We start from the raw sequence: 17,514 nt of genomic DNA, 5'->3' as shown, positions 1-17,514 counted from the left end.
CCGGCAGGCGGCGCCTGCCGCAAAATATGTGGCCCGGGCTCTTCGGCGCCGAAGTAGCGACCTGGGCAGCCGTCTCCCCGTCGCTATTGCCACGCCCGTGGTGGGTTACCGCTGCCAACGTGGCCATCGGCCAAGGCGCGGGACATCTCGCCGCCACCACCGCGGCTTTCGCAGCGAAGCGCGCTCTACGCCACGCGGGCCGGCGCCCCCAGGATCGGGTCGGCCCCACCACTCGGCGCTATTCCTACTACTTGCTGGGGCTCGGAACCTTCATCGCAGGCATACGCTCCCTGCGCAACCAAACAGAGCAGGCCCGCCTCGTGGGCAAGCTCAATGACCGCGGCCCGCAATCCGCCGCACTAGGAATGATGGTGGGTACCGCAGGCTACGGCGCCTTGCTCATCGTAGGGGAGGCGGCTCAGCTTACCGTCACTCAACTTTCTCTCCAGGTGCAGCGTTGGCTGCCCCGGTGGATTGCCTGGCCCCTAGCCGGCGGCGCGGTGGGCTTCGCCGCGGCCGTGGCCAGCGACCGCATGGTCTGGCGCCGGCTGCTCCACAAAGCCACTATCCAGGGCCTTGCCCTCAACAAGCTCGTCTATCCGGGATCTGTCATGCCGTGGGAACCGGAACGCTCCGGCAGCCCATGGTCCCACGAGCAGTGGACGGCTGTCGGCTCACAGGGCCGCGTTTTTCTCGACCGTGGCCCCCGCGCCCAGGACATCAAAGAGGTCATGCACTTTGACCGAGCGCGCGAACCAATACGCATTTACATCGGCCTCATCCGCGGCCGTGGTCCGCACGCCGCCGCCCGCCACGCGGTGGCGGAGATGGACCGCACGGGGGCCTTCCACCGCGACACCATCGTGCTGCAGATGCCCTCCGGCTCAGGCTGGATCAATAATTATTCGGTCAGTGGCTATGAATTCCTCACGCGCGGCAATTGCGCCACCGTGGCCTTGCAATTCGACTATCTTCCCTCCATGTTTTCCTACCTGGTGGATAAAAACCTCTCCCGCACTTTTGCGCGCGAGCTCATCGCCGCTGTTCACGCCCGCCTCGAGCTCTTGCCCGAGGACAACCGCCCCAAGCTGTACTTAAGCGGCGAATCCCTGGGCTGCTATGCCATCGTGGAAAACTATGAGACGGTCGAAGATTTGCTCGCGGCGTGCGATGGCGCGGTATTCACTGGGCCGCCCCGGATGACCAGTTTCATGCGCCGCCTGCACCGTGAACGCGGCTCCTTGGAGCGCTTGCCGCTTATCGACGGCGGCCGGCACCTCCGCTTCGCCGCTGTCCCCGCCCACATGGAACACGATGCCTTCGGCGAGCCCTATGGCCCCTGGGAGCGCCCGCGGGTAGCGGTAGGGCAGCACGCCTCCGACGCCATCGTGTGGTGGGATAGCAAGCTCATTTATGCTCGTCCCAACTGGATCCACGAGCCCACCCCGCAGACCTTGTACGCAGATACTTTTAACAACCTGCGCTGGCATCCGTTCATCACCTTCTGGCAGGTAGCACTGGACCAGATCAACTCGCTCAACGTGCCGGGCGGCCACGGGCACAACTACTTCGAGGAAACCTTCTGGTACTGGGATTCCGTCCTCGGATCCCAAACCCGCACCCAGCTCACTCCGGAGCTAGCTGAGCGCATGCGGGCCTTTGTGGAGCGCGACCAGCTCAGCAAACCTTCCGACTTCCGCACGCATGTGCGCAAACAGCTCTAGCCGCCGGCCAGTGCGCTCACTTCACTAGCCGCACTTCACGCCGGTGCTGTGGTGCGGGCAGTAGCCGTTGGGCACCTTGTGCAGGTACTGCTGGTGTTCGTCCTCGGCTAGGTAGTACTCTCCCGAGTCTGTCTCACTGAGGAGGGTGACTTCGGTGGTGGTGGCGCCGAAGCCGGCGTCGGCAAGCTTGCCTGCGTAGGAATCCACAAGCTGCTGGATCTCCGCGCGTTCCTCTTCGGTCTCGGGGTAGAAAGCCGAGCGGTACTGCGTGCCCACGTCGTTGCCCTGGCGGAATCCCTGGGTCGGATCGTGGGCTTCCAAGGCCTTGACCACGAGGTCGCGCAAGCTCACGCGCTGCGGATCATACGTAATCTGGACAGCCTCCGCATGGTTGGTCAGCCCGCGACAGACCTCATAATAAGTGGGATTCGGCGTGGTGCCGCCCGCATAGCCCACGGACGTGGACTCCACGCCCTCAGTTTCCCAGAACATCTTCTCCGCGCCCCAGAAACAGCCGATGGCGATGATGAGGGACCTCTGCCCCTCTTTCCACGGGCCGGTAATCGGAGTGTCTAACACCGCGTGGGGCTGTGGGGCCTCTAAGACGGGCTCCGCGCGCCCGGGAAGGGCGTCCTTAGCCGCCACCAGCGTGGGCTCTGGCCTGAAAAGAAACATGCTGGATTCTCCTTCGCTTAGTGTTGTCCTCCCCTTATACTCCGCTGCATTGCCTGCAATCCAGGTTTTTGTTCACGGCAGCTCCCATAGAAAAAACATTGTGGCCAAATTCTCATCCGGCCCCTACCATGGGGCCTCGTACCCCAAAGAAAGGATGAAACAAATGGCTGTTTACGAACTTCCGGAACTCGACTACGCATACGATGCTCTAGAGCCGCACATCTCCGCCGAGATCATGGAGCTGCACCACTCCAAACACCACGCTGGCTACGTTGCTGGTGCTAACGCTGCGCTCGAGGCCTTGGAGGAGCAGCGCAACGGCGAGGCTAACGCTGACGCTATCCGCGCTCTGTCCAAGAACCTTGCCTTCAACCTGGGTGGCCACACCAACCACTCCATCTTCTGGAAGAACCTCTCCCCGAACGGTGGCGGCGAGCCCACCGGCGAGCTGGCTGAGGCTATTAACCGCGACTTCGGTTCCTTCGAGAAGTTCAAGGCTCACTTCTCCGCTGTTGCTACCGGCCTGCAGGGCTCCGGTTGGGCAGTTCTGGGCTATGACCATGTTGCTGGCCGCCTGATTATTGAGCAGCTGACTGATCAGCAGGGCAACATCTCCGTGAACTTCACCCCGCTGCTGATGCTGGATATGTGGGAGCACGCCTTCTACCTCCAGTACAAGAACGTAAAAGCTGATTACGTCAAGGCTGTCTGGAACGTCTTCAACTGGGATGACGTTGCTGAGCGTTACGCTGCTGCCACCAAGTAAGCACTCTGGCCTCATTTAAGGCCACATAGCTGACCGCGCTGGGTCCTCTTCATTGAGGCTCAGCGCGGTTTCGCGTTGTGACTCCCTCTACAGGCTTTGCGGAGGACCACCCAACCCCGATATCCAGACCACAACTGCCCGATCTGCCAAAGTTATGCGCCGTCATTGCAGATCCGAGAGGGATCTTCGTCATGTTGGGCAGTTGGTCTATCTGTTAAGACACTCTGCCGCCTGGGAGCACCAGTGCCAGGCTGCCACACGAGGTCTCCAGCCCTGAAACGCTCCGCGCGTTGGCGGCCGCGCTGCCGTTCGATAGCTAGTCAGCGGTGCGTGCCACAACGAAATCCTTGAAGTGCTCCACCGGCGGGGCATCATCGCCCTCGCGCCACACCAAACCCAGCTCACGGTAGGCCTCCGGTTCTAAGGGAATGAGGTTGCGGGCTTTCAGGTACGGGTCATCAAGCGGCAGCAACGCTGATCCCAGTCCGGCGGCCACGAGGCCGGCCACGGTGGTCAGCTCCATCGACTCGAAGACCAGGCGGGGGCTAAAACCGGCTTCGCCTGCCAGGGAATCCAGAAGCATGCGCGTTCCATAACCCGGCAGCATGCCGATGAAGGGCTCGTCGCGAAAATCTTCCATGCGCACATTGCCTTTTCCTGCCGCCCAATGCCCTTCCGGGACCGCCAGCCCCAGTCGTTGCAGCTTGAGCTGGTGCCAACCCAGCGGGCCTGGGTTTATAGGTCGGGGACCAACCAGCGCTAAGTCGGACTCGCCGGCTGCTACTCTGTCCACCAACTCCCGGGCCGCCCCCTGGTGCAGGCGAATATCCACGTGCGGGTGTTGAGCGCGATAAGCCTTGAGTAGCTCCGGGACCATCCACGTGCCCAGGGAATGCATGAAATCGAGGCGCACGGTACCGCGCTCCGGATCCATAAGTCGGGACACAGCATCGCGCGCAGCGGCTTCCGACAAAAGCATCCGCCGCGCGTGTTCCACGAAGGCCCGGCCGCGCGCATTGAGCCGCAGACGCCGGCCGCTGCGCTCAAACAGGCTGGCCCCCACTTCGGCTTCGATGCGCTGCACGCGGCGGGTCAGCGCGGATTGGGAGAGCCCGAGAGCGTCGGCAGCCGCGCCGACGAGGCCATGGTCGGCCACGGCGACGACGCCGCGCACATCCTCCAGATTCATGCACACCTCGCATGCTTTATGTAACTTTTAGACATTTTACACATAACCCGCGCTAGGCCATGCTTGGTGCATGACCAGAACGCGGCGCGCCACCATTGCCATGCTCTTCGTGGGCCTGGCAATTTTTTCTTGCCTCTACCCCACCCAAGCCATGCTGCCCACCTTGGTGGAGGACATGGGCATGTCCCCCACGGAAGCCGCCATGACCATCTCCGCGGCCACGGGTGCCCTGGCCATCTGCGTGATCCCCGTGTCCATCATCTCCGAGCGCATCGGACGCGGAAAACTGCTGCTTGTGTCCACCATCGCGGCCACGCTCATCGGCATGCTTGTTCCGCTAGCACCCAATCCGGAGATCCTCATCGCCACCCGCGCGCTCCAGGGAGCCGTCATCGCCGGCGCACCTGCTACCGCCATGGCCTGGATTTCGGAGGAGCTAGAAAGTTCCTACGTTGCCCGTGCCATGGGTTTGTACATCGCCGGCACCACCATTGGCGGACTGACCGGCCGTCTCATCCCGACTGGGCTGCTCGAGCTCACGTCCTGGCGCTGGGCCCTGGCGGGCTCTAGCCTGGTCACGCTCATCCTGGCCATCATCGCGGCGATCTTGCTGCCCTACCAACAGAATTTCACCCCGAAGGAGATCCACTTCCGCTCGGAGCTGCGCGCCATCTTCCGCCACGCCCGGGACACCCGCCTGATTCCCTTGTTCATCGTGGCCTTCGTGGCGATGGGCACCTTCGTGTCCCTCTATAACTTCTTGGCTTTTCGGCTCATCGACCACTTCCACCTCTCGCCGGGCTTGGCTGGCTTGGTCTTCCTCTTCTACCTCACCGGAACCTGGTCCTCGGCGCGCGCAGGCCGGCTGGTGACCCAAGTGGGCCACGCGAACACGCTTCTGCTCTCCTGCACGCTCTTTGCCGTGGGCATCGCACTGTGCATGGGTTCGCTGATCCCCACCCTGCTGGGCATCGTGTTATTTACCATCGGCTTTTTCGCCGCACACTCCACCGCGTCGGGCTGGGTCGGACACATTGCCACCCACGACCGCGCGGAGGCCTCCAGCCTCTATGTCTTCTTCTACTACCTGGGCAGTTCTATCCTGGGCGCGCTGGCCGGCGTGCTCTTTGACTCCCTGTCGTGGATCGGCTTCATCACCGTCTACGCAGCCCTCGCAGCGGGTATCGCGGCGCTGAGTTGGGCCGTGAGAAAAACCGGATAAAATCGTGTTTTATGGATAAGTGGTCACCGCGTACATGGCACCGGAAGGCATCGCGCCCAGTCAGTCTGTGGATGATGGTCTTCCTCATCGCGGGCGCGACCCATACCTTTATTCCGAATTACCGCTGGGTCCTCATCCACCTCTTCACGCTCGGCATCCTCAGCAACAGCATCGTGGTGTGGTCCCAACATCTCACCGAGAAGTTCGTGCAGCTCAAAGTACCTCTTTCTGCCCGCCCCCGGCAGCTCGCACGCATTTATCTGCTGAACTCAGGCGTCGTTTTCACCCTCGTAGGTCAGATGCTCGTCGAAGCCTGGGAACGGCACTGGCTACTTACGCAGGTGGGTGCCACACTCGTTGCGACTGCCGTGGCTTGGCACGGCGCGGCCCTCTTTGCCTTATGGCGCCGCGCGGAATCCAAACGATTCCGCCCTGTCGTTGCTGCTTATGTGGCCTCCGCCTTCTTTCTTGCCGTGGGCGCCACCCTGGGCGCTTTCCTCGCGACGCATCCCTCCCATCCGCGCCTACTCATCGCCCACGTGGCCGCCAATATTGGCGGCTTCGTGGGCCTTGCGGCAGCCGGCTCACTGACCATCTTGTTCCCCTCCATCTGGCGCACCAAGGGAATCAATCCGCGCATGAGCTTAAGCTTCACCCTGCTGGGCCTAGGCGTGCTAGCTACTCTGGTGGGCAGCATCTGGAATGTTCCGCAGGTAGGCCTCATCCTCTACTGCGTGGGCTGGGCGCTCAGCCTGCAGGGCTGGCTCGTCAACGTCCTCACCGTGGTGCGTAATCCGCGTGGACGCATTAGCTTCCCGGCACTTTCCGTGCTCTTTTCCTCTTTCTGGCTGCTCGGCGGTCTGATCTATTACACCACCCAGCACTTCTTCTCCAGCGAGCCAAAGATTCCTATGCTCGCGCTCGTCGTGGGCTTTGGCGCCCAACTGCTCATCGGCGTCATGGGCTATATGCTGCCGACCACTATGGGCGGCGGCCCCTCAGCGGTGCGGGCTGGCCTGCGCGAGTATAACCGCTGGGGGCTCGGGCGCTCTGCGTTCGTCAACGGCGGACTCGCCCTGTGGCTGGCCACCTCTAATTCCCTCATCATGGTTGCCGCCTCGCTGCTCTGCCTCGGCTCCATGGCCAGCTTCCCCATCCTCACCGCCCGCGCGGTCAAGGCCCAGAAAGCCGTGCTGCTCAAGAGGGCCGAGGGCCCAGCCCCGACGACCACCACAGACTGGGACCAGGCGTGGGTGGCCCTTGCAGTACTCATCATCCTCGGCGGACTCAGCCTCATCCTGTAGATCCCCAGACCTCGATCCCGCAACCTCCTGGTGAGCGGTGGGCGTCGGCAAGCGCTTGGCGACGCCCACCTGCAGGTTGCGGGTTTCAAGTCTGGGGCCTTGCACACAGGAAGGCAGAGAGAAGCTAGGGCTCGAGGGGGGACACTCCCGGCGCGCCATCGGTCATCCACTCGCGGACGGCGTGGGTAGCGCTCACATCGCCCGCGTTGTAGCGCAGAATCTGCGCCCGCGCGGCGGCATCCCCGGCAACGGCGGCGCGGCGGGCATTGACGGATTCCTCACCATCAAACTCTTCCGGCCATTCGAAACCCGCAACGGGGGCCACGGTCTTCAGGCCCAGCCCCGCAGTGCCAGCGAAACTGCGCTTGACGTGGGCGAACATATCCACCCATTCTTCCGAGGAGATGAACTCTTCCACCTCCTGGAGACTGGGCTTAGAAAAACGTTGGGCGGATCTGCGCATCCAATGGTTCTCACCATGGGCGGAGTAGCAGTAGGCTGCGAAGGTCTTTCCTGCCTCATGTGCCTCAGCGCGCACCCGCATGAGCCAGTCCCAGAACTCAGCGAAATTCTCCGCTTCCGCGCGGCCACCGAGCAGTTCCCACGTCACGAAGGAATGGTATTCACCGTCCAGAAGCGCACCCCACAGGTAGGCTCCCTGATCTAGGTAGGCCTCCATATCCACATCAACCTCGACATCCGCGCGGGGAACGCTGACCCGGTCACGGCGCAACAGTGGGACGCCTTCACGCCAGGCAGCGGCAAGGGCGGAAGGGGTGCCGAGGGAGGCATCAATAAGCCCTTGCACTGTCGTGATACCGCGCTCACGATAGGGCTTCGCGCGGTCGCCCGGCAGAAAGAGCGAGATGTCATCGCGGGCTTCCAGCTCCTCCCGGCACAAAGGCCAAAAGCGGCAGGAGGCGCACTCTTTAACGCGGCGTGGGCCCGCTGGTAGTGGCTGCGCCAACGCCTCATCGATGGCAAAACGCGAGGTATCCGTAACAAAAGCTTGGCTGCGATCCTGGCCAATCGCAGCGCCCCTGCCGGAATTCAGGCCTACTTCTTCCAAGCCCCGCGCGGCCAAGGCCAACCGGTAGCCATCGACGGCATGGTGCCGAATCTTGTACTTTGCCGGTAGCGGCTCACTCAACCCCAAACGATGGGTAGGCACAACCAGCGTACGCGAGCTCTCGTGCGGGCGGGCCACGCGGTGATCAGAAACGATGACAGGACTGTATTTATCCCCATCCCGCACTAGGAGCTCCACGCGCACCATCCACTCGGAAGTAGAAAACACAGCGTTCGTAATGTGCGTATAGCCGTGAACAAGTGCTTCCAGTGTGGCAAGCGCTCGCTCGAAATCATCCCCCTCCAGGTCAATCCGGCGGAAACGCCCCGGCCCCTTCTTGGGAAGGCGGCTGAGCGCAGCATCGATGGCGGCCGCGTGGCGCTCCGCGCGGGCTTGGCTCACCGCGGTGCGTGGGATCTCGGGATGCGCGCGGCGCTGCACTAAGCGATAACGGCAGCCCACAAGATCCGTGGCAACGAGCACATCCTTCACAGCAGGTGAGCTTAGTAGACCACCTTGCTAGAGTTGTAGCGAGACCCTAAAGATAGATTAATAAAAGGACGTTTCAATGGGCATTATGAAGAAAATCCGCAAGGCCCGCCGTGAGGCCCGCGCTGAGATCAAGGCCGCTAAGACCCGCGCAAAGGCAGAGGTCAAGGCTGCAGATAAGGCCAAGCACCGCCAGCAGAAGCTGCTGGCCAAGCAAGAAAAGGCACTTATTAAGTCTGAGGAAAAGGGCTTAAAGAAGCGCCGCCAACACGAGTACAAAATGGCCAAGAAAGAACTCGAACGCATCAAGCAGGGCCGTTTTAATAAGGACAATGTCAAGCGCTATGCCGGTGCCCTGCGCACCGCAGCACCGCTTCTTTTGCCCTTGATCTACCGCGGCATCACTGCCGCCCAGCGCGAGGTGGAAAAGAAGCGCGCGCAGAAAGCCGGTGTCAGCGCCGAACAGCTGGCGTCCTTCTCCGGCCACGGCGCGCCGCTCAAGGCCCGCACCGCGGGTATCCGCAACTCTCTCAAGGACGCGCAGCTTCCCGCTGGTTTCAAGCGCGACGTCAAGGAGCGCCTCAACGAGCTTGACTCCGCGATTGACAATGCCGAGTACATGACTGATCAGCAGCGTCAGCGCGCGCACCGCTCTATTTCCGGCGAGATTGACTCACTGAACGACGAAATCCAGGCCAAGCTGGGCGCTTAGCCTCTCAGCGCGCAGACGTCTACCCTTCAAGCCGCACTACCCTCCCCCAAGCGGGGAGGACACTCGTCGCGTATCCACATCGTTCAGCCGGAATGGAGATTCATGGCCCGCCGCGAAATCACTCAGTTTTTTGATGATATCGATAACAAGCCCCTCAGTGAGGAAGAACTGATCGTCATCCGCTTCAGCGTTGACGGTAAGGACTATCTTCTCGACGTATCCCAAGAAAACGCCGACAAATTCCACGCTGCGCTGGACCCCTTCATCAAGGCGGCCCGCCACCCCGTTAAAAAGGACACCCGCCGCTATAAGCCAGCCGATGTCCGCGCGTGGGCCGCCAAGCACGGCTACCAGGTAGCTGAGCGCGGCAAGATCCCCAACGAGGTGATTTTGGCGTACCGCAACGCCAACAATCTTTAAAGAACGCCCTGCTCGCGGGCAGCAGCCACGGCGGAGGTGCGGGAGCGCACGCCTAGTTTGTCGTAGATGTGAACTAGGTGAGACTTCACCGTCGCCTCTGACAGCATCAGTTCCACACCGATCTCACGGTTGGAGGAACCCGCCGCCACCAGCTTCAATACTTCAAGCTCGCGCGGGGTAAGGGAGGTGCGCGGGGTACGCACGCGGGTCATCAGTTTATCGGCCACCACGGGCGAGAGTGCCGAATCTCCTTCGGCCGCCGAACGTACCGCCGCGAGCAACTCCACCGGTGGCGCATCCTTCAGCAGGTAGCCCACCGCTCCGGCCTCGATGGCTCCGAGGATATCCGCATCGGTGTCATAGTTGGTCACCACGAGCACCTTGGGGGGATTCTCCATGGAGTAGCGGATAGCAGCGGTTGCTTCCGCGCCGCCCATGACGCGGGTGCCTTCGATGCCCGCGCCGAAACGCAGATCCATGAGGAGGACGTCGATGCCACCCGCCTGTGCCGCGGAAACAGCGGCCTCGGCCGTAGCTACCTCGCCCACGACCTCGATATCCTCTGCTCCCTCGAGCACCGAGCGTAGACCTAGGCGTACGATCTCGTGGTCGTCGGCAAGCAAGACCCTAATCACGGGCTTCCTCCTCATTGGTACAGTGTGGACAATTTCCTAATCTACATCGTTATCTAAGGGCACACTAACTGAGACCGCCGTGCCGCTGCCTGGCGTGGATTCAATCACGACTTCTCCGCCGAGCTCCTCTGCGCGCCTGCGCATCGCCGATAGACCAATATGGCCCAAACCCGCCGGCTTATTCTCCACCGCCGCGACATCAAAGCCCTCTCCATTGTCCACGACGTCCACGCGCACCTCATCCGGCGCATAGGTCACGGTGACCCGCGCCTTGCTGGCGTGAGCGTGCTTGACGACGTTCCCCATCGCCCCCTGCGCGATCCGCAACAACGCTGCTTCCACCTTCATGGGCAACTGCTGCGTATCGCCCTCAACGTCCACAGACACGTCGACCCCACCGGTTGCCGCGAAATTATCCGCCATCCGCGTCATGGCAGCTCCCAGGGAAGTTTCCGAGAGTGCCGCCGGCTGAAGTGCCGCAATCATGGCGCGCGCTTCATGGAGGTTATCCGCTGCGGTGCGCCGCGCGAGCTCAATGCGCTCTTGTGCTTTGGGGATATTCTCTTGGTCGAGGTCTCGGTCAGCGGCATGCAGCAGCATCTGGATGGAGGACAGGCCCTGCGCCAGGGTGTCGTGGATCTCGTGGGCGATGCGCTGGCGCTCAGCCGTCATGCCTGCCGTGCGCTCAGACTCTACAAGTTGCGAACGGGTCTTCACCAATTCCTGGTTCATACGGCTCAGCGCGCGGAAGGCGTAGGTAATCGCGATTGTCACCAGGGCCGATACCGCGGGGCCCATGATGCCGCCGAAGGACAACCCACCCGGTATCTGCACCAGCACGGTCATCACCGTGGCCGCGATAACGCAGATGATGCCGGGGATCATCTCCAGTACGTAGAGGTACACAAAGTACAGGGAAAACACCAGGTAGATGGCCGCGGGCGCCACCGCCATATCCGCTAGCCACAACACCGTGAGAATGACTATCCAGCCATAACGCGCGATGCGCGGCAGGGTCTCTAAGTAGGCGGAGCCCCCGAAGTACACCACGGCAAAGGACACCAAGAGCAAAAGGTTCAACACACCTTGCCACAGAGGAAGGCGTACCGTGGTAAAAATTGCCACCACCAGCAGCGTCGCTGTCAGGACGTGGATACCGTTGCGCAGGGCATCCGATTCAACCGAGCGCTGGTCTAGTGTGGACGTCATGCGCCACAGCCTACTTCCCTCGCTTACTGCCTGCCTGATCGGCATCGGCTTCGCCGTCGCGGGATGCTCGGATGCATCCAACCCCACGCCCAGCACCCCAGTCGTAAGTTCGGTGCCACACACCGACGCAGGCGATGGCCTACCTATCGACGCCACGGCTGAAGTCAGCGACTGGGAAGACTGCCCCTATCTGGATACCCAATGGGTGGCCGATACCAACGGGCAGAGGATGACCCGGTGGGGCGTCGACAAGCGCTTTAGCACCCCCGCCTGCGTGTTCTGGTCCTACCCCGAGGATCCACAGGCCACCGTCCTGGTTCGGCAGATGCCCAGCGTGGAGGAGGCCCGGGCCGTCGTGGATTGGGCCGCACCGGTAGAGGACACGGAGCTGGCCGAATTCGATGGCTGGTCAGGTGGGCGCGGCGTCTTTGAGGACCACACGGTCTTTGCCGTGCAGAAGGACAACCACGCCGTGGTGGTGTGGTCGAACCAGCTGCAGACCCTCAAGCCCCAGCTCATAGCCCAGGAAGCCATCAAGAGCTTAGGTCTATAAAGACCTAAGCGTGTAAAAGCCTAAACGGCGACGTCGTTATAGGGCATCTGCGCTGCCACCCAAGGGAAAATAACCTCCATGAGCAGGAAGAAAACACCCACAGCCAGCGCCAGCGCCAGCACCGCCTTCACCGCGGTGGGGCCGGGCAACAAGTTCCAGAGTGCGCGATACATTAGTTCTCCTCCAAGACGGCAGGGCGGTCATTGTCATCCGTGCCGGGCGCTTTGGCCTCCCGGTCAGTCTCCATCGCGTGAATGATCATGCGCTCCGCATTGGAAAACTGCGGGTGGCACGTGGTGAGGGTGAGTAGGGATTCGCTGGGCTCAACCCCCTCCGCACCGGGGACGGGGTGGAGCACACTGACATCGCCCGGCAGCGTGATATGGCGGCCCTGCACCGAATGGTACTCCGGTTTGGCTTGCTGCTCTGGGCTGAAACAGCCGCCCGGGACACCATCAATGGGCAAAACACGGTAGGTGATCCACTCCGTTTCGGTTTCGATGACGATGGCATCACAGGTATCCAGGTTTCCCAGATCATTAAAGGGAGCGCCCTTGCCCACGCGGTGCCCGGCGACGGCAAAATTTCCCGGCTCACCGGGCATCTGTGTCTCCGTGTAGCGCCCTGGTCCGCGCAACAGATCATCCTCGTTGGTGCCTTCCAGAACCGCGAAAGCGAAATCCGATCCAAAGGCCGGTATGTAGAGGCGCGCAAAGGCCTCACCAAGTTTCGGGGCGTGGCCCCCTCCTCGCGGGTTGTGCCATTCTTCCTGCAGCGTCTCATTGGCTTGGTTCTGCATCTGGCCAGACTTGATGTTGGTCCAATAGGACTCATAGAAAGCGAAAAGCAGCAGCAGCACGCCGGCCGTCAGCATGAGCTCACCGATGACGGTACCTACGGTCGGTCGAGTGCGTGCAGTGGGGTAAGGCATACCAGCATCTTAGACTCCCTGTAACGTGTAAGTGCCCCACCACCCTGCAGGAAGAGGAGTAGGCGATGATCAGCATCTTCATGTACCCGGTCTCCGGAATCATGAAACTCTGGCACCTGCTATTTGCTTCTTTCCTGGACGGTTCGATGGCGTGGATCCTCACCATCGTCTTCCTGGTACTCACAGTCCGGGGAATCATCGCTCCGCTGAATTGGCTTTCCGTGAAGCAGGGCCGCATCGGCGCACTCATGCGCCCGGAGATGACCGAGCTCAACGAACGACTCAAGCAGGCCGATTCTGTCGATGATGCCGTCACTATCCTGACCAAGCAGCGCGATCTTAAGGAACGCTTCCAGCACAACCCCATGGTGGGTTGTTTCCCGGTTTTCCTCATCTTCCCAGCCTTCATCGGTCTCTACCAGGTGGTCCTTAGAGTCTCGGGCTCGGCGAATGAACCGGTGGGAATGCTCACGCTTGACGACGTCTCCTCCTTCCGCGCCTCCACCGTCTTCGGCGTCCCCCTCACCGACTTCGCCCACGAGCATCACGACTTGATCCTGCCGATGCTCGTGGCGGCACTCGCGTTCACCTCGCTGAACACCCTTATCACGCTCTACCGCGGCTACCTCACCACTCTTTTCGATCAGAAGATTCCGCGCCGCTTGTTGTGGTTCATGGCGCTCACGGTCTTTCTCATTCCCTGGATGCTGTGGGCGGTAGCGTGGAACGGTCCCATCCCCGTGACCATCATTTTCTACTGGGGCTGCTCCTATCTCTTCACCTTGCTACAGACTTTGGCGTACGAATTCATCCTGCACAAGCGCTATCCCTTACCGGAAGCTGTCCACGAACAGCGGCGGGAGAGCATTCGACGCTGGCGGGCTAAGGAAAAGAAGAAAGAGAAGAAAGCCGCCAAACAGCGCCTCAAGGACAACCCTGCGTACAAGGAGGAGTTGGCTGCTGCCCGCAAACGCCACTCTGCGATTGTGGCGGAGGCACGCAAAATTCTTAAATCGAATAATCGGCCGGAGGCGCCGACAGAAGCTGAATAGCCAACTGCTTCGCGGTGACGAGCGGGGCGACGTCACGGGTCAGGCGGGCGCCGGCGAGACCACCATCAAGGAAGATAAGAATCTGGCTCGCCTGCTCCTCTGAGGGATAGCCATTCTTGGCGTTAAGGAGTGCCGTGATGGTGGAATGAATCCACGTTCGGTGCTCCACGCAGGCGGCCACGATGCCCCGCTCGGCGTCTGTCTCTGGGCGTGGGTATTCGCCAGCTGCGTTAAGGAAGTGCGAGCCGCGAAACTCCATGGCTGGCTGCTCTTCGATGGCCTTGTCGAAGAAAGCCAGGATCTTGTTCTCCGGGTCAGTGGCATCTTCGGTGCGCTTTTGCCAATCTGCGCGGTATTCCTCATCGAGGGCCTCGACATAGGCGATAACGAGGGCATCCTTGGAGCCGAAAAGAGAATAGAGCGAAGCCTTTGCCACATCTGCCTCGCGCAAGATGCGGTCAATTCCGATGACGCGGATACCTTCGGTGGTAAAGAGCCGCGTGGCGGATTCGAGTAGTCGGCTACGCGGGCTCGGACGATTACGGCGCGACTTCTTTTCGGCCATTTCTTCTCCTCACATGACAAAACCGGTTCATCTATACAATATAGACAAACCGGTATGTATGCGAATTATTATTTCTTGCGGCCCGTAATGGCCCCCACGATCCACAGCAGGATGCAAGCACCGACGGTCGCAGTAATAATCATCAGGAACCAGCTATCGCCGACATCCTTATTAAACAGCGCCAGCAAACCGCCACCAATGAGGCCGCCGATAACACCAACGATGAGGTTGGTGAACAGCCCCTGGTCACGCTTCATAATCTTCTCTGCGAGCCAACCCGCAATGATGCCAACAACAATCGATCCAAAGAAACCGAGACCAAGTCCCATGTCACTCACTCCTTCTCTCAACAGTAAATAGCTTTTATTTACGCACTTCCCACCGTACGCGTTAAAACATCAAAACGACCCGGGCCCACCATTTATCCAATAAATGGGCCCGAATCGTTATAGCGGAGTTATGCGAAGGTTACTCGGAGTCCGGACGTACCACCATCATCGGGCAGGGAGCGGACTGCAGCAACGCGCGGGAGGTAGAACCAAGCAGCATACCCTTGAAGCCACCTCGACCGTGGGAACCCACGACGAGCAGCTGAGCGCCTTCGGAAGCTTCCGTCAGCGCACGGACAGGACGGTCACGAGCGATAACCTTCTTCACCTGTACATCCGGGTACTTCTCTTGGAACTCTGCAAGGCGCTCGGTCAGCAGTTCTGCCTGCTCCTTCTCCACCTCAGCCCACTCCGCCTGGGCTGCCGAGAGGCCAGCCAGGGAAGCTTGAACCTGCATATCCATCCACGTGTGAACAGCAATCAGCTCTGCGCCACGGGCATCCGCTTCCTTGAAGGCGTAATCAGTTGCCTTCTGGGAGACCTCGGAGCCATCGACACCGATGACGACAGGACCGTACTTGGTGGACTCAGTGACGTGGTTATCCTCACGGACTACGACCACCGGGCAGGAGGCATGGGAGACCACGGAGGCAGAAACCGAACCCATGACCATTCCGGAAAGACCGCCCATGCCGCGGGAGCCCATCACAATCATGGTGACGTCCTTAGACATCTCCAACAGCATATCGATCGGGGAACCTTCAGCCACGGTGTGGCCAATCTTCAGATCCGGGGCAACCTTGTGGGCCTCGGCGCGGGCCTCCTCAATCTTTTGCAAGGTTTCCGCCTGGAGGTCATCGAAAAGCTCCTTCGGCGGGACCATGCCTTCGGCGTAGAGGAACTGCGGCATCGTATAACTCGATGCGATACGCAGTGGGATACCCCGCTTCACCGCAGTGTTGGCAGCCCAGCGGACGGCGTTCTTCGACGCTTCCGAACCATCGACGGCTACGACGACAATGTCTTCCTTTGCCATGACCTTTCCTTTCGAAGTGCTTACACTTCCAGTCTAATACCTATTATTAGACCTGTGGGGTGGTCGCAGCATCTGCGTTGGCAGGGAAGAGAATGTTGTAGGCGGCCACGACAATGTCACGAATGACGGCACCGATACCATTAGAGAAGAAATCGATGACGGGTGCGAGAATAGAGTTGAAATCCATGGGACAAAGAATATCGCAAAAAAGGCGTGGCGCAACACCACTTCCTATCCGCGATGGACTAAACCCCACTCACGCTCGCGTATCCGACGGGCCAATCACTGCGTGGGATTTCGTACACAACCTCATCACCACGCAGCGCCACCGGCACCCCGAAGACAACGAGGCCGCGCTACAGGCACGCTTCGATGCCAACGAAGTTGTACGCCAAGACGCTTCACCCCTACGCCCCGACAGCATCCTGGCTTCCAACGCCGTGGTGTATTTCTACCGCATGCCGGCACCAGAAACGCCCGTCCCATACGAAATACCGATTCTCTTTGAAGACGAACGCCTTTTGGTCGTAGACAAGCCGCCCTTCATGGCCACCATGCCCCGCGCCCGCCACATCACGGAGACTGCCACCGTGCGCCTGCGTCGGAAAACCGGAAACAACGAGTTATCCCCCGCGCACCGCCTCGACCGTCTCACTTCCGGCATCCTCGTCTTTACCAAGGACCGCTCCATACGGGGCGCCTACCAAACGCTGTTTGCCGAGCGCCGCGTCACCAAGACCTACGCAGCCATCGCGCCGCTTGCCGACGTCTCCCCCGGCACCGTCTGGCGCTCCCGCATGGAGAAGACCCCGGGGGAACTACAAGGACGCATCGTCGAAGGTGAAGTCAACGCCATCACCGAAGTCGCCGGCGTGGAGCCAGTAGATAAGGCCCCGTACGAAGCTATCCACGGAGCACTACCTGAGCTAGCGAAGTACACACTCAAACCACAGACCGGGAAGACTCATCAATTACGGCTCCATATGCTCCAAGCCGGAGCACCCATTATTGGCGACCCCATATACCCGGTCATTTACCCTGCCGAGGCCGAAGACATGCGGATACCAATGCATTTGACGGCAACGCACATTTCATTTGTTGACCCCTTAACTGGTGCCGACCGTGAATTCTCATCACAATTACCATTACAGACCTATCATCTATTGAATCCATAAATAGATAAACGAAAATAACATCGCCTCTGAGCAGTGGCTATGGCCTGAACCCTGGAAAGCAGTTTGGTGCTTGATGTTCTCAACTTCGGGGTTGTGGGGTTGTGTCTTAGATGGCAGGGTAAGCGTTGTTGTTGAGGACGGCTCGGCCGCTTTCGGCGGGGTTTTGGTGGAAGAGCCCGGGCCTGTGCTTGGCTACTTGGGCTTGGTTGTTGCGTGTTTTATAAGTGCAGACGTGGAAGTACATACCTGCAGCGTGACTGATCAGCAGGCCCGGGCCTGTGTTTGGTTGCGACTAGCGGGTCTGTACTTTCGGGTCTGTAGTTTTAGAATCCTCTGGCCGGTAGCTACAGTTGGTGCGGCTGGGTTTTATGAGGGTTGGAAAACGCCTTTAGGGCCCTAGACAGTGGGTGTTGTCTAGGGCCCTGAAGGGTTGTATTGAGTTGTTTGTTTTGTTTGGTG

General features: G+C 60.5%; 20 protein-coding genes. 9 read left to right on the top strand and 11 right to left on the bottom strand.

Annotated features, from left to right (window positions below):
- Positions 1–1,724, top strand: a 1,724-nt coding sequence (locus HMPREF2896_RS07475) for an alpha/beta-hydrolase family protein (RefSeq protein WP_070718832.1), incomplete at its 5' end; no start/stop codon positions are given.
- Between the two features lie 24 nt (positions 1,725–1,748).
- Here the strand turns inward: HMPREF2896_RS07475 and msrA are convergent.
- Positions 1,749–2,399 (bottom strand): peptide-methionine (S)-S-oxide reductase MsrA, encoded by a 651-nt coding sequence (gene msrA, locus HMPREF2896_RS07470; protein ID WP_070718828.1) that lies wholly within the window; start codon positions 2,397–2,399, stop codon positions 1,749–1,751.
- Positions 2,400–2,562: 163 nt separating this feature from the next.
- Here msrA and HMPREF2896_RS07465 point away from each other — a divergent pair, with 163 nt between their 5' ends.
- Positions 2,563–3,165, top strand: coding sequence for a superoxide dismutase (locus HMPREF2896_RS07465; protein ID WP_046647628.1), 603 nt, complete (start codon positions 2,563–2,565; stop codon positions 3,163–3,165).
- Between the two features lie 316 nt (positions 3,166–3,481).
- Here HMPREF2896_RS07465 and HMPREF2896_RS07460 read toward each other — a convergent pair whose 3' ends face one another.
- Complete coding sequence (locus tag HMPREF2896_RS07460) at positions 3,482–4,354, bottom strand: LysR substrate-binding domain-containing protein (RefSeq protein ID WP_070644475.1); 873 nt, start codon at positions 4,352–4,354, stop codon at positions 3,482–3,484.
- Between the two features lie 70 nt (positions 4,355–4,424).
- On the opposite strand from HMPREF2896_RS07460, the gene HMPREF2896_RS07455 reads away from it, so the two are divergent.
- Both HMPREF2896_RS07455 and HMPREF2896_RS07450 read left to right on the top strand, forming a co-directional pair.
- Positions 4,425–5,576, top strand: a complete 1,152-nt coding sequence (locus HMPREF2896_RS07455) for an MFS transporter (RefSeq protein ID WP_070718825.1) — start codon at positions 4,425–4,427, stop codon at positions 5,574–5,576.
- Between the two features lie 11 nt (positions 5,577–5,587).
- Positions 5,588–6,880, top strand: a complete 1,293-nt coding sequence (locus tag HMPREF2896_RS07450) for a copper oxidase (protein WP_070718823.1) — start codon at positions 5,588–5,590, stop codon at positions 6,878–6,880.
- Positions 6,881–7,004: 124 nt separating this feature from the next.
- On the opposite strand, the gene HMPREF2896_RS07445 is transcribed toward HMPREF2896_RS07450, so the two are convergent.
- Positions 7,005–8,441 carry a TM0106 family RecB-like putative nuclease gene (locus tag HMPREF2896_RS07445; protein ID WP_210388756.1) on the bottom strand — a complete coding sequence of 479 codons (1,437 nt, stop codon included), beginning with the start codon at positions 8,439–8,441 and terminating at the stop codon, positions 7,005–7,007.
- A gap of 76 nt (positions 8,442–8,517) precedes the next feature.
- Between HMPREF2896_RS07445 and HMPREF2896_RS07440 the strand changes: the two genes are divergently transcribed.
- Positions 8,518–9,150: a DUF6474 family protein gene (locus HMPREF2896_RS07440; protein WP_070443229.1), complete on the top strand. Its 633-nt coding sequence runs from the start codon at positions 8,518–8,520 to the stop codon at positions 9,148–9,150.
- 102 nt (positions 9,151–9,252) lie between these two features.
- Positions 9,253–9,570 (top strand): histone-like nucleoid-structuring protein Lsr2, encoded by a 318-nt coding sequence (locus HMPREF2896_RS07435; protein WP_070644472.1) that lies wholly within the window; start codon positions 9,253–9,255, stop codon positions 9,568–9,570.
- Here HMPREF2896_RS07435 and HMPREF2896_RS07430 read toward each other — a convergent pair.
- Both HMPREF2896_RS07430 and HMPREF2896_RS07425 read right to left on the bottom strand, forming a co-directional pair.
- Positions 9,567–10,205, bottom strand: a complete 639-nt coding sequence (locus HMPREF2896_RS07430) for a LuxR C-terminal-related transcriptional regulator (protein ID WP_010188464.1) — start codon at positions 10,203–10,205, stop codon at positions 9,567–9,569. The two genes, HMPREF2896_RS07435 and HMPREF2896_RS07430, sit on opposite strands and share 4 nt — an antisense overlap.
- A gap of 36 nt (positions 10,206–10,241) precedes the next feature.
- Positions 10,242–11,414: a sensor histidine kinase gene (locus HMPREF2896_RS07425; RefSeq protein WP_070718820.1), complete on the bottom strand. Its 1,173-nt coding sequence runs from the start codon at positions 11,412–11,414 to the stop codon at positions 10,242–10,244.
- On the opposite strand from HMPREF2896_RS07425, the gene HMPREF2896_RS07420 reads away from it, so the two are divergent.
- Positions 11,413–11,967 carry a DUF2020 domain-containing protein gene (locus HMPREF2896_RS07420; RefSeq protein WP_070718818.1) on the top strand — a complete coding sequence of 185 codons (555 nt, stop codon included), beginning with the start codon at positions 11,413–11,415 and terminating at the stop codon, positions 11,965–11,967. The two genes, HMPREF2896_RS07425 and HMPREF2896_RS07420, sit on opposite strands and share 2 nt — an antisense overlap.
- Before the next feature lie 20 nt (positions 11,968–11,987).
- Here the strand turns inward: HMPREF2896_RS07420 and HMPREF2896_RS12845 are convergent, their stop codons facing one another.
- Entirely contained in the window at positions 11,988–12,140 is a 153-nt protein-coding gene (locus tag HMPREF2896_RS12845) for a hypothetical protein (protein ID WP_010188461.1), read from the bottom strand.
- Positions 12,140–12,898: a class E sortase gene (locus tag HMPREF2896_RS07415; RefSeq protein WP_070718816.1), complete on the bottom strand. Its 759-nt coding sequence runs from the start codon at positions 12,896–12,898 to the stop codon at positions 12,140–12,142. Before HMPREF2896_RS07415 ends, HMPREF2896_RS12845 begins: the two co-directional genes overlap by 1 nt.
- Before the next feature lie 65 nt (positions 12,899–12,963).
- Here HMPREF2896_RS07415 and yidC point away from each other — a divergent pair, with 65 nt between their 5' ends.
- Positions 12,964–13,950, top strand: coding sequence for a membrane protein insertase YidC (gene yidC, locus HMPREF2896_RS07410; RefSeq protein WP_070718814.1), 987 nt, complete (start codon positions 12,964–12,966; stop codon positions 13,948–13,950).
- Here the strand turns inward: yidC and HMPREF2896_RS07405 are convergent.
- The 4 genes from HMPREF2896_RS07405 to HMPREF2896_RS12840 all read right to left on the bottom strand — a co-directional run bounded on the left by HMPREF2896_RS07405 (position 13,907) and on the right by HMPREF2896_RS12840 (position 16,067).
- On the bottom strand, positions 13,907–14,515 hold the full coding sequence (locus HMPREF2896_RS07405) for a TetR/AcrR family transcriptional regulator (RefSeq protein ID WP_070443219.1): 609 nt from the start codon (positions 14,513–14,515) through the stop codon (positions 13,907–13,909). The genes yidC and HMPREF2896_RS07405 overlap by 44 nt on opposite strands.
- 68 nt (positions 14,516–14,583) lie before the next feature.
- Positions 14,584–14,844 (bottom strand): GlsB/YeaQ/YmgE family stress response membrane protein, encoded by a 261-nt coding sequence (locus HMPREF2896_RS07400; protein WP_070443217.1) that lies wholly within the window; start codon positions 14,842–14,844, stop codon positions 14,584–14,586.
- A gap of 139 nt (positions 14,845–14,983) precedes the next feature.
- Positions 14,984–15,880: a universal stress protein gene (locus HMPREF2896_RS07395; RefSeq protein ID WP_070443215.1), complete on the bottom strand. Its 897-nt coding sequence runs from the start codon at positions 15,878–15,880 to the stop codon at positions 14,984–14,986.
- A gap of 46 nt (positions 15,881–15,926) precedes the next feature.
- Positions 15,927–16,067 (bottom strand): hypothetical protein, encoded by a 141-nt coding sequence (locus tag HMPREF2896_RS12840; protein ID WP_168160887.1) that lies wholly within the window; start codon positions 16,065–16,067, stop codon positions 15,927–15,929.
- Here HMPREF2896_RS12840 and HMPREF2896_RS07390 point away from each other — a divergent pair.
- Entirely contained in the window at positions 16,003–17,055 is a 1,053-nt protein-coding gene (locus HMPREF2896_RS07390) for a pseudouridine synthase (RefSeq protein WP_083311465.1), read from the top strand. The genes HMPREF2896_RS12840 and HMPREF2896_RS07390 overlap by 65 nt on opposite strands.
- Positions 17,056–17,514 lie beyond the last annotated feature (459 nt).

Origin of the sequence: Corynebacterium sp. HMSC069E04 (assembly GCF_001813175.1) — a bacterium.
GTDB classification, from domain to species: domain Bacteria; phylum Actinomycetota; class Actinomycetes; order Mycobacteriales; family Mycobacteriaceae; genus Corynebacterium; species Corynebacterium aurimucosum.
The sequence above is the reverse complement of the archived record's forward strand: the minus strand, read 5'-3'. Positions and strand labels throughout refer to the sequence as shown.

Bases quoted from the DNA above. Each gene is read 5' to 3' on its own strand.
- msrA (WP_070718828.1), bottom strand. From the start codon at position 2,399: ATGTTTCTTTTCAGGCCAGAGCCCACGCTGGTGGCGGCTAAGGACGCC.
- HMPREF2896_RS07465 (WP_046647628.1), top strand. From the start codon at position 2,563: ATGGCTGTTTACGAACTTCCGGAACTCGACTACGCATACGATGCTCTA.
- HMPREF2896_RS07460 (WP_070644475.1), bottom strand. From the start codon at position 4,354: ATGAATCTGGAGGATGTGCGCGGCGTCGTCGCCGTGGCCGACCATGGC.
- HMPREF2896_RS07455 (WP_070718825.1), top strand. From the start codon at position 4,425: ATGACCAGAACGCGGCGCGCCACCATTGCCATGCTCTTCGTGGGCCTG.
- HMPREF2896_RS07450 (WP_070718823.1), top strand. From the start codon at position 5,588: ATGGATAAGTGGTCACCGCGTACATGGCACCGGAAGGCATCGCGCCCA.
- HMPREF2896_RS07440 (WP_070443229.1), top strand. From the start codon at position 8,518: ATGGGCATTATGAAGAAAATCCGCAAGGCCCGCCGTGAGGCCCGCGCT.
- HMPREF2896_RS07435 (WP_070644472.1), top strand. From the start codon at position 9,253: ATGGCCCGCCGCGAAATCACTCAGTTTTTTGATGATATCGATAACAAG.
- HMPREF2896_RS07420 (WP_070718818.1), top strand. From the start codon at position 11,413: ATGCGCCACAGCCTACTTCCCTCGCTTACTGCCTGCCTGATCGGCATC.
- HMPREF2896_RS07425 (WP_070718820.1), bottom strand. From the start codon at position 11,414: ATGACGTCCACACTAGACCAGCGCTCGGTTGAATCGGATGCCCTGCGC.
- HMPREF2896_RS12845 (WP_010188461.1), bottom strand. From the start codon at position 12,140: ATGTATCGCGCACTCTGGAACTTGTTGCCCGGCCCCACCGCGGTGAAG.
- HMPREF2896_RS07415 (WP_070718816.1), bottom strand. From the start codon at position 12,898: ATGCCTTACCCCACTGCACGCACTCGACCGACCGTAGGTACCGTCATC.
- yidC (WP_070718814.1), top strand. From the start codon at position 12,964: ATGATCAGCATCTTCATGTACCCGGTCTCCGGAATCATGAAACTCTGG.
- HMPREF2896_RS07405 (WP_070443219.1), bottom strand. From the start codon at position 14,515: ATGGCCGAAAAGAAGTCGCGCCGTAATCGTCCGAGCCCGCGTAGCCGA.
- HMPREF2896_RS07400 (WP_070443217.1), bottom strand. From the start codon at position 14,844: ATGGGACTTGGTCTCGGTTTCTTTGGATCGATTGTTGTTGGCATCATT.
- HMPREF2896_RS07395 (WP_070443215.1), bottom strand. From the start codon at position 15,880: ATGGCAAAGGAAGACATTGTCGTCGTAGCCGTCGATGGTTCGGAAGCG.
- HMPREF2896_RS07390 (WP_083311465.1), top strand. From the start codon at position 16,003: ATGACGGCACCGATACCATTAGAGAAGAAATCGATGACGGGTGCGAGA.
- HMPREF2896_RS12840 (WP_168160887.1), bottom strand. From the start codon at position 16,067: ATGGATTTCAACTCTATTCTCGCACCCGTCATCGATTTCTTCTCTAAT.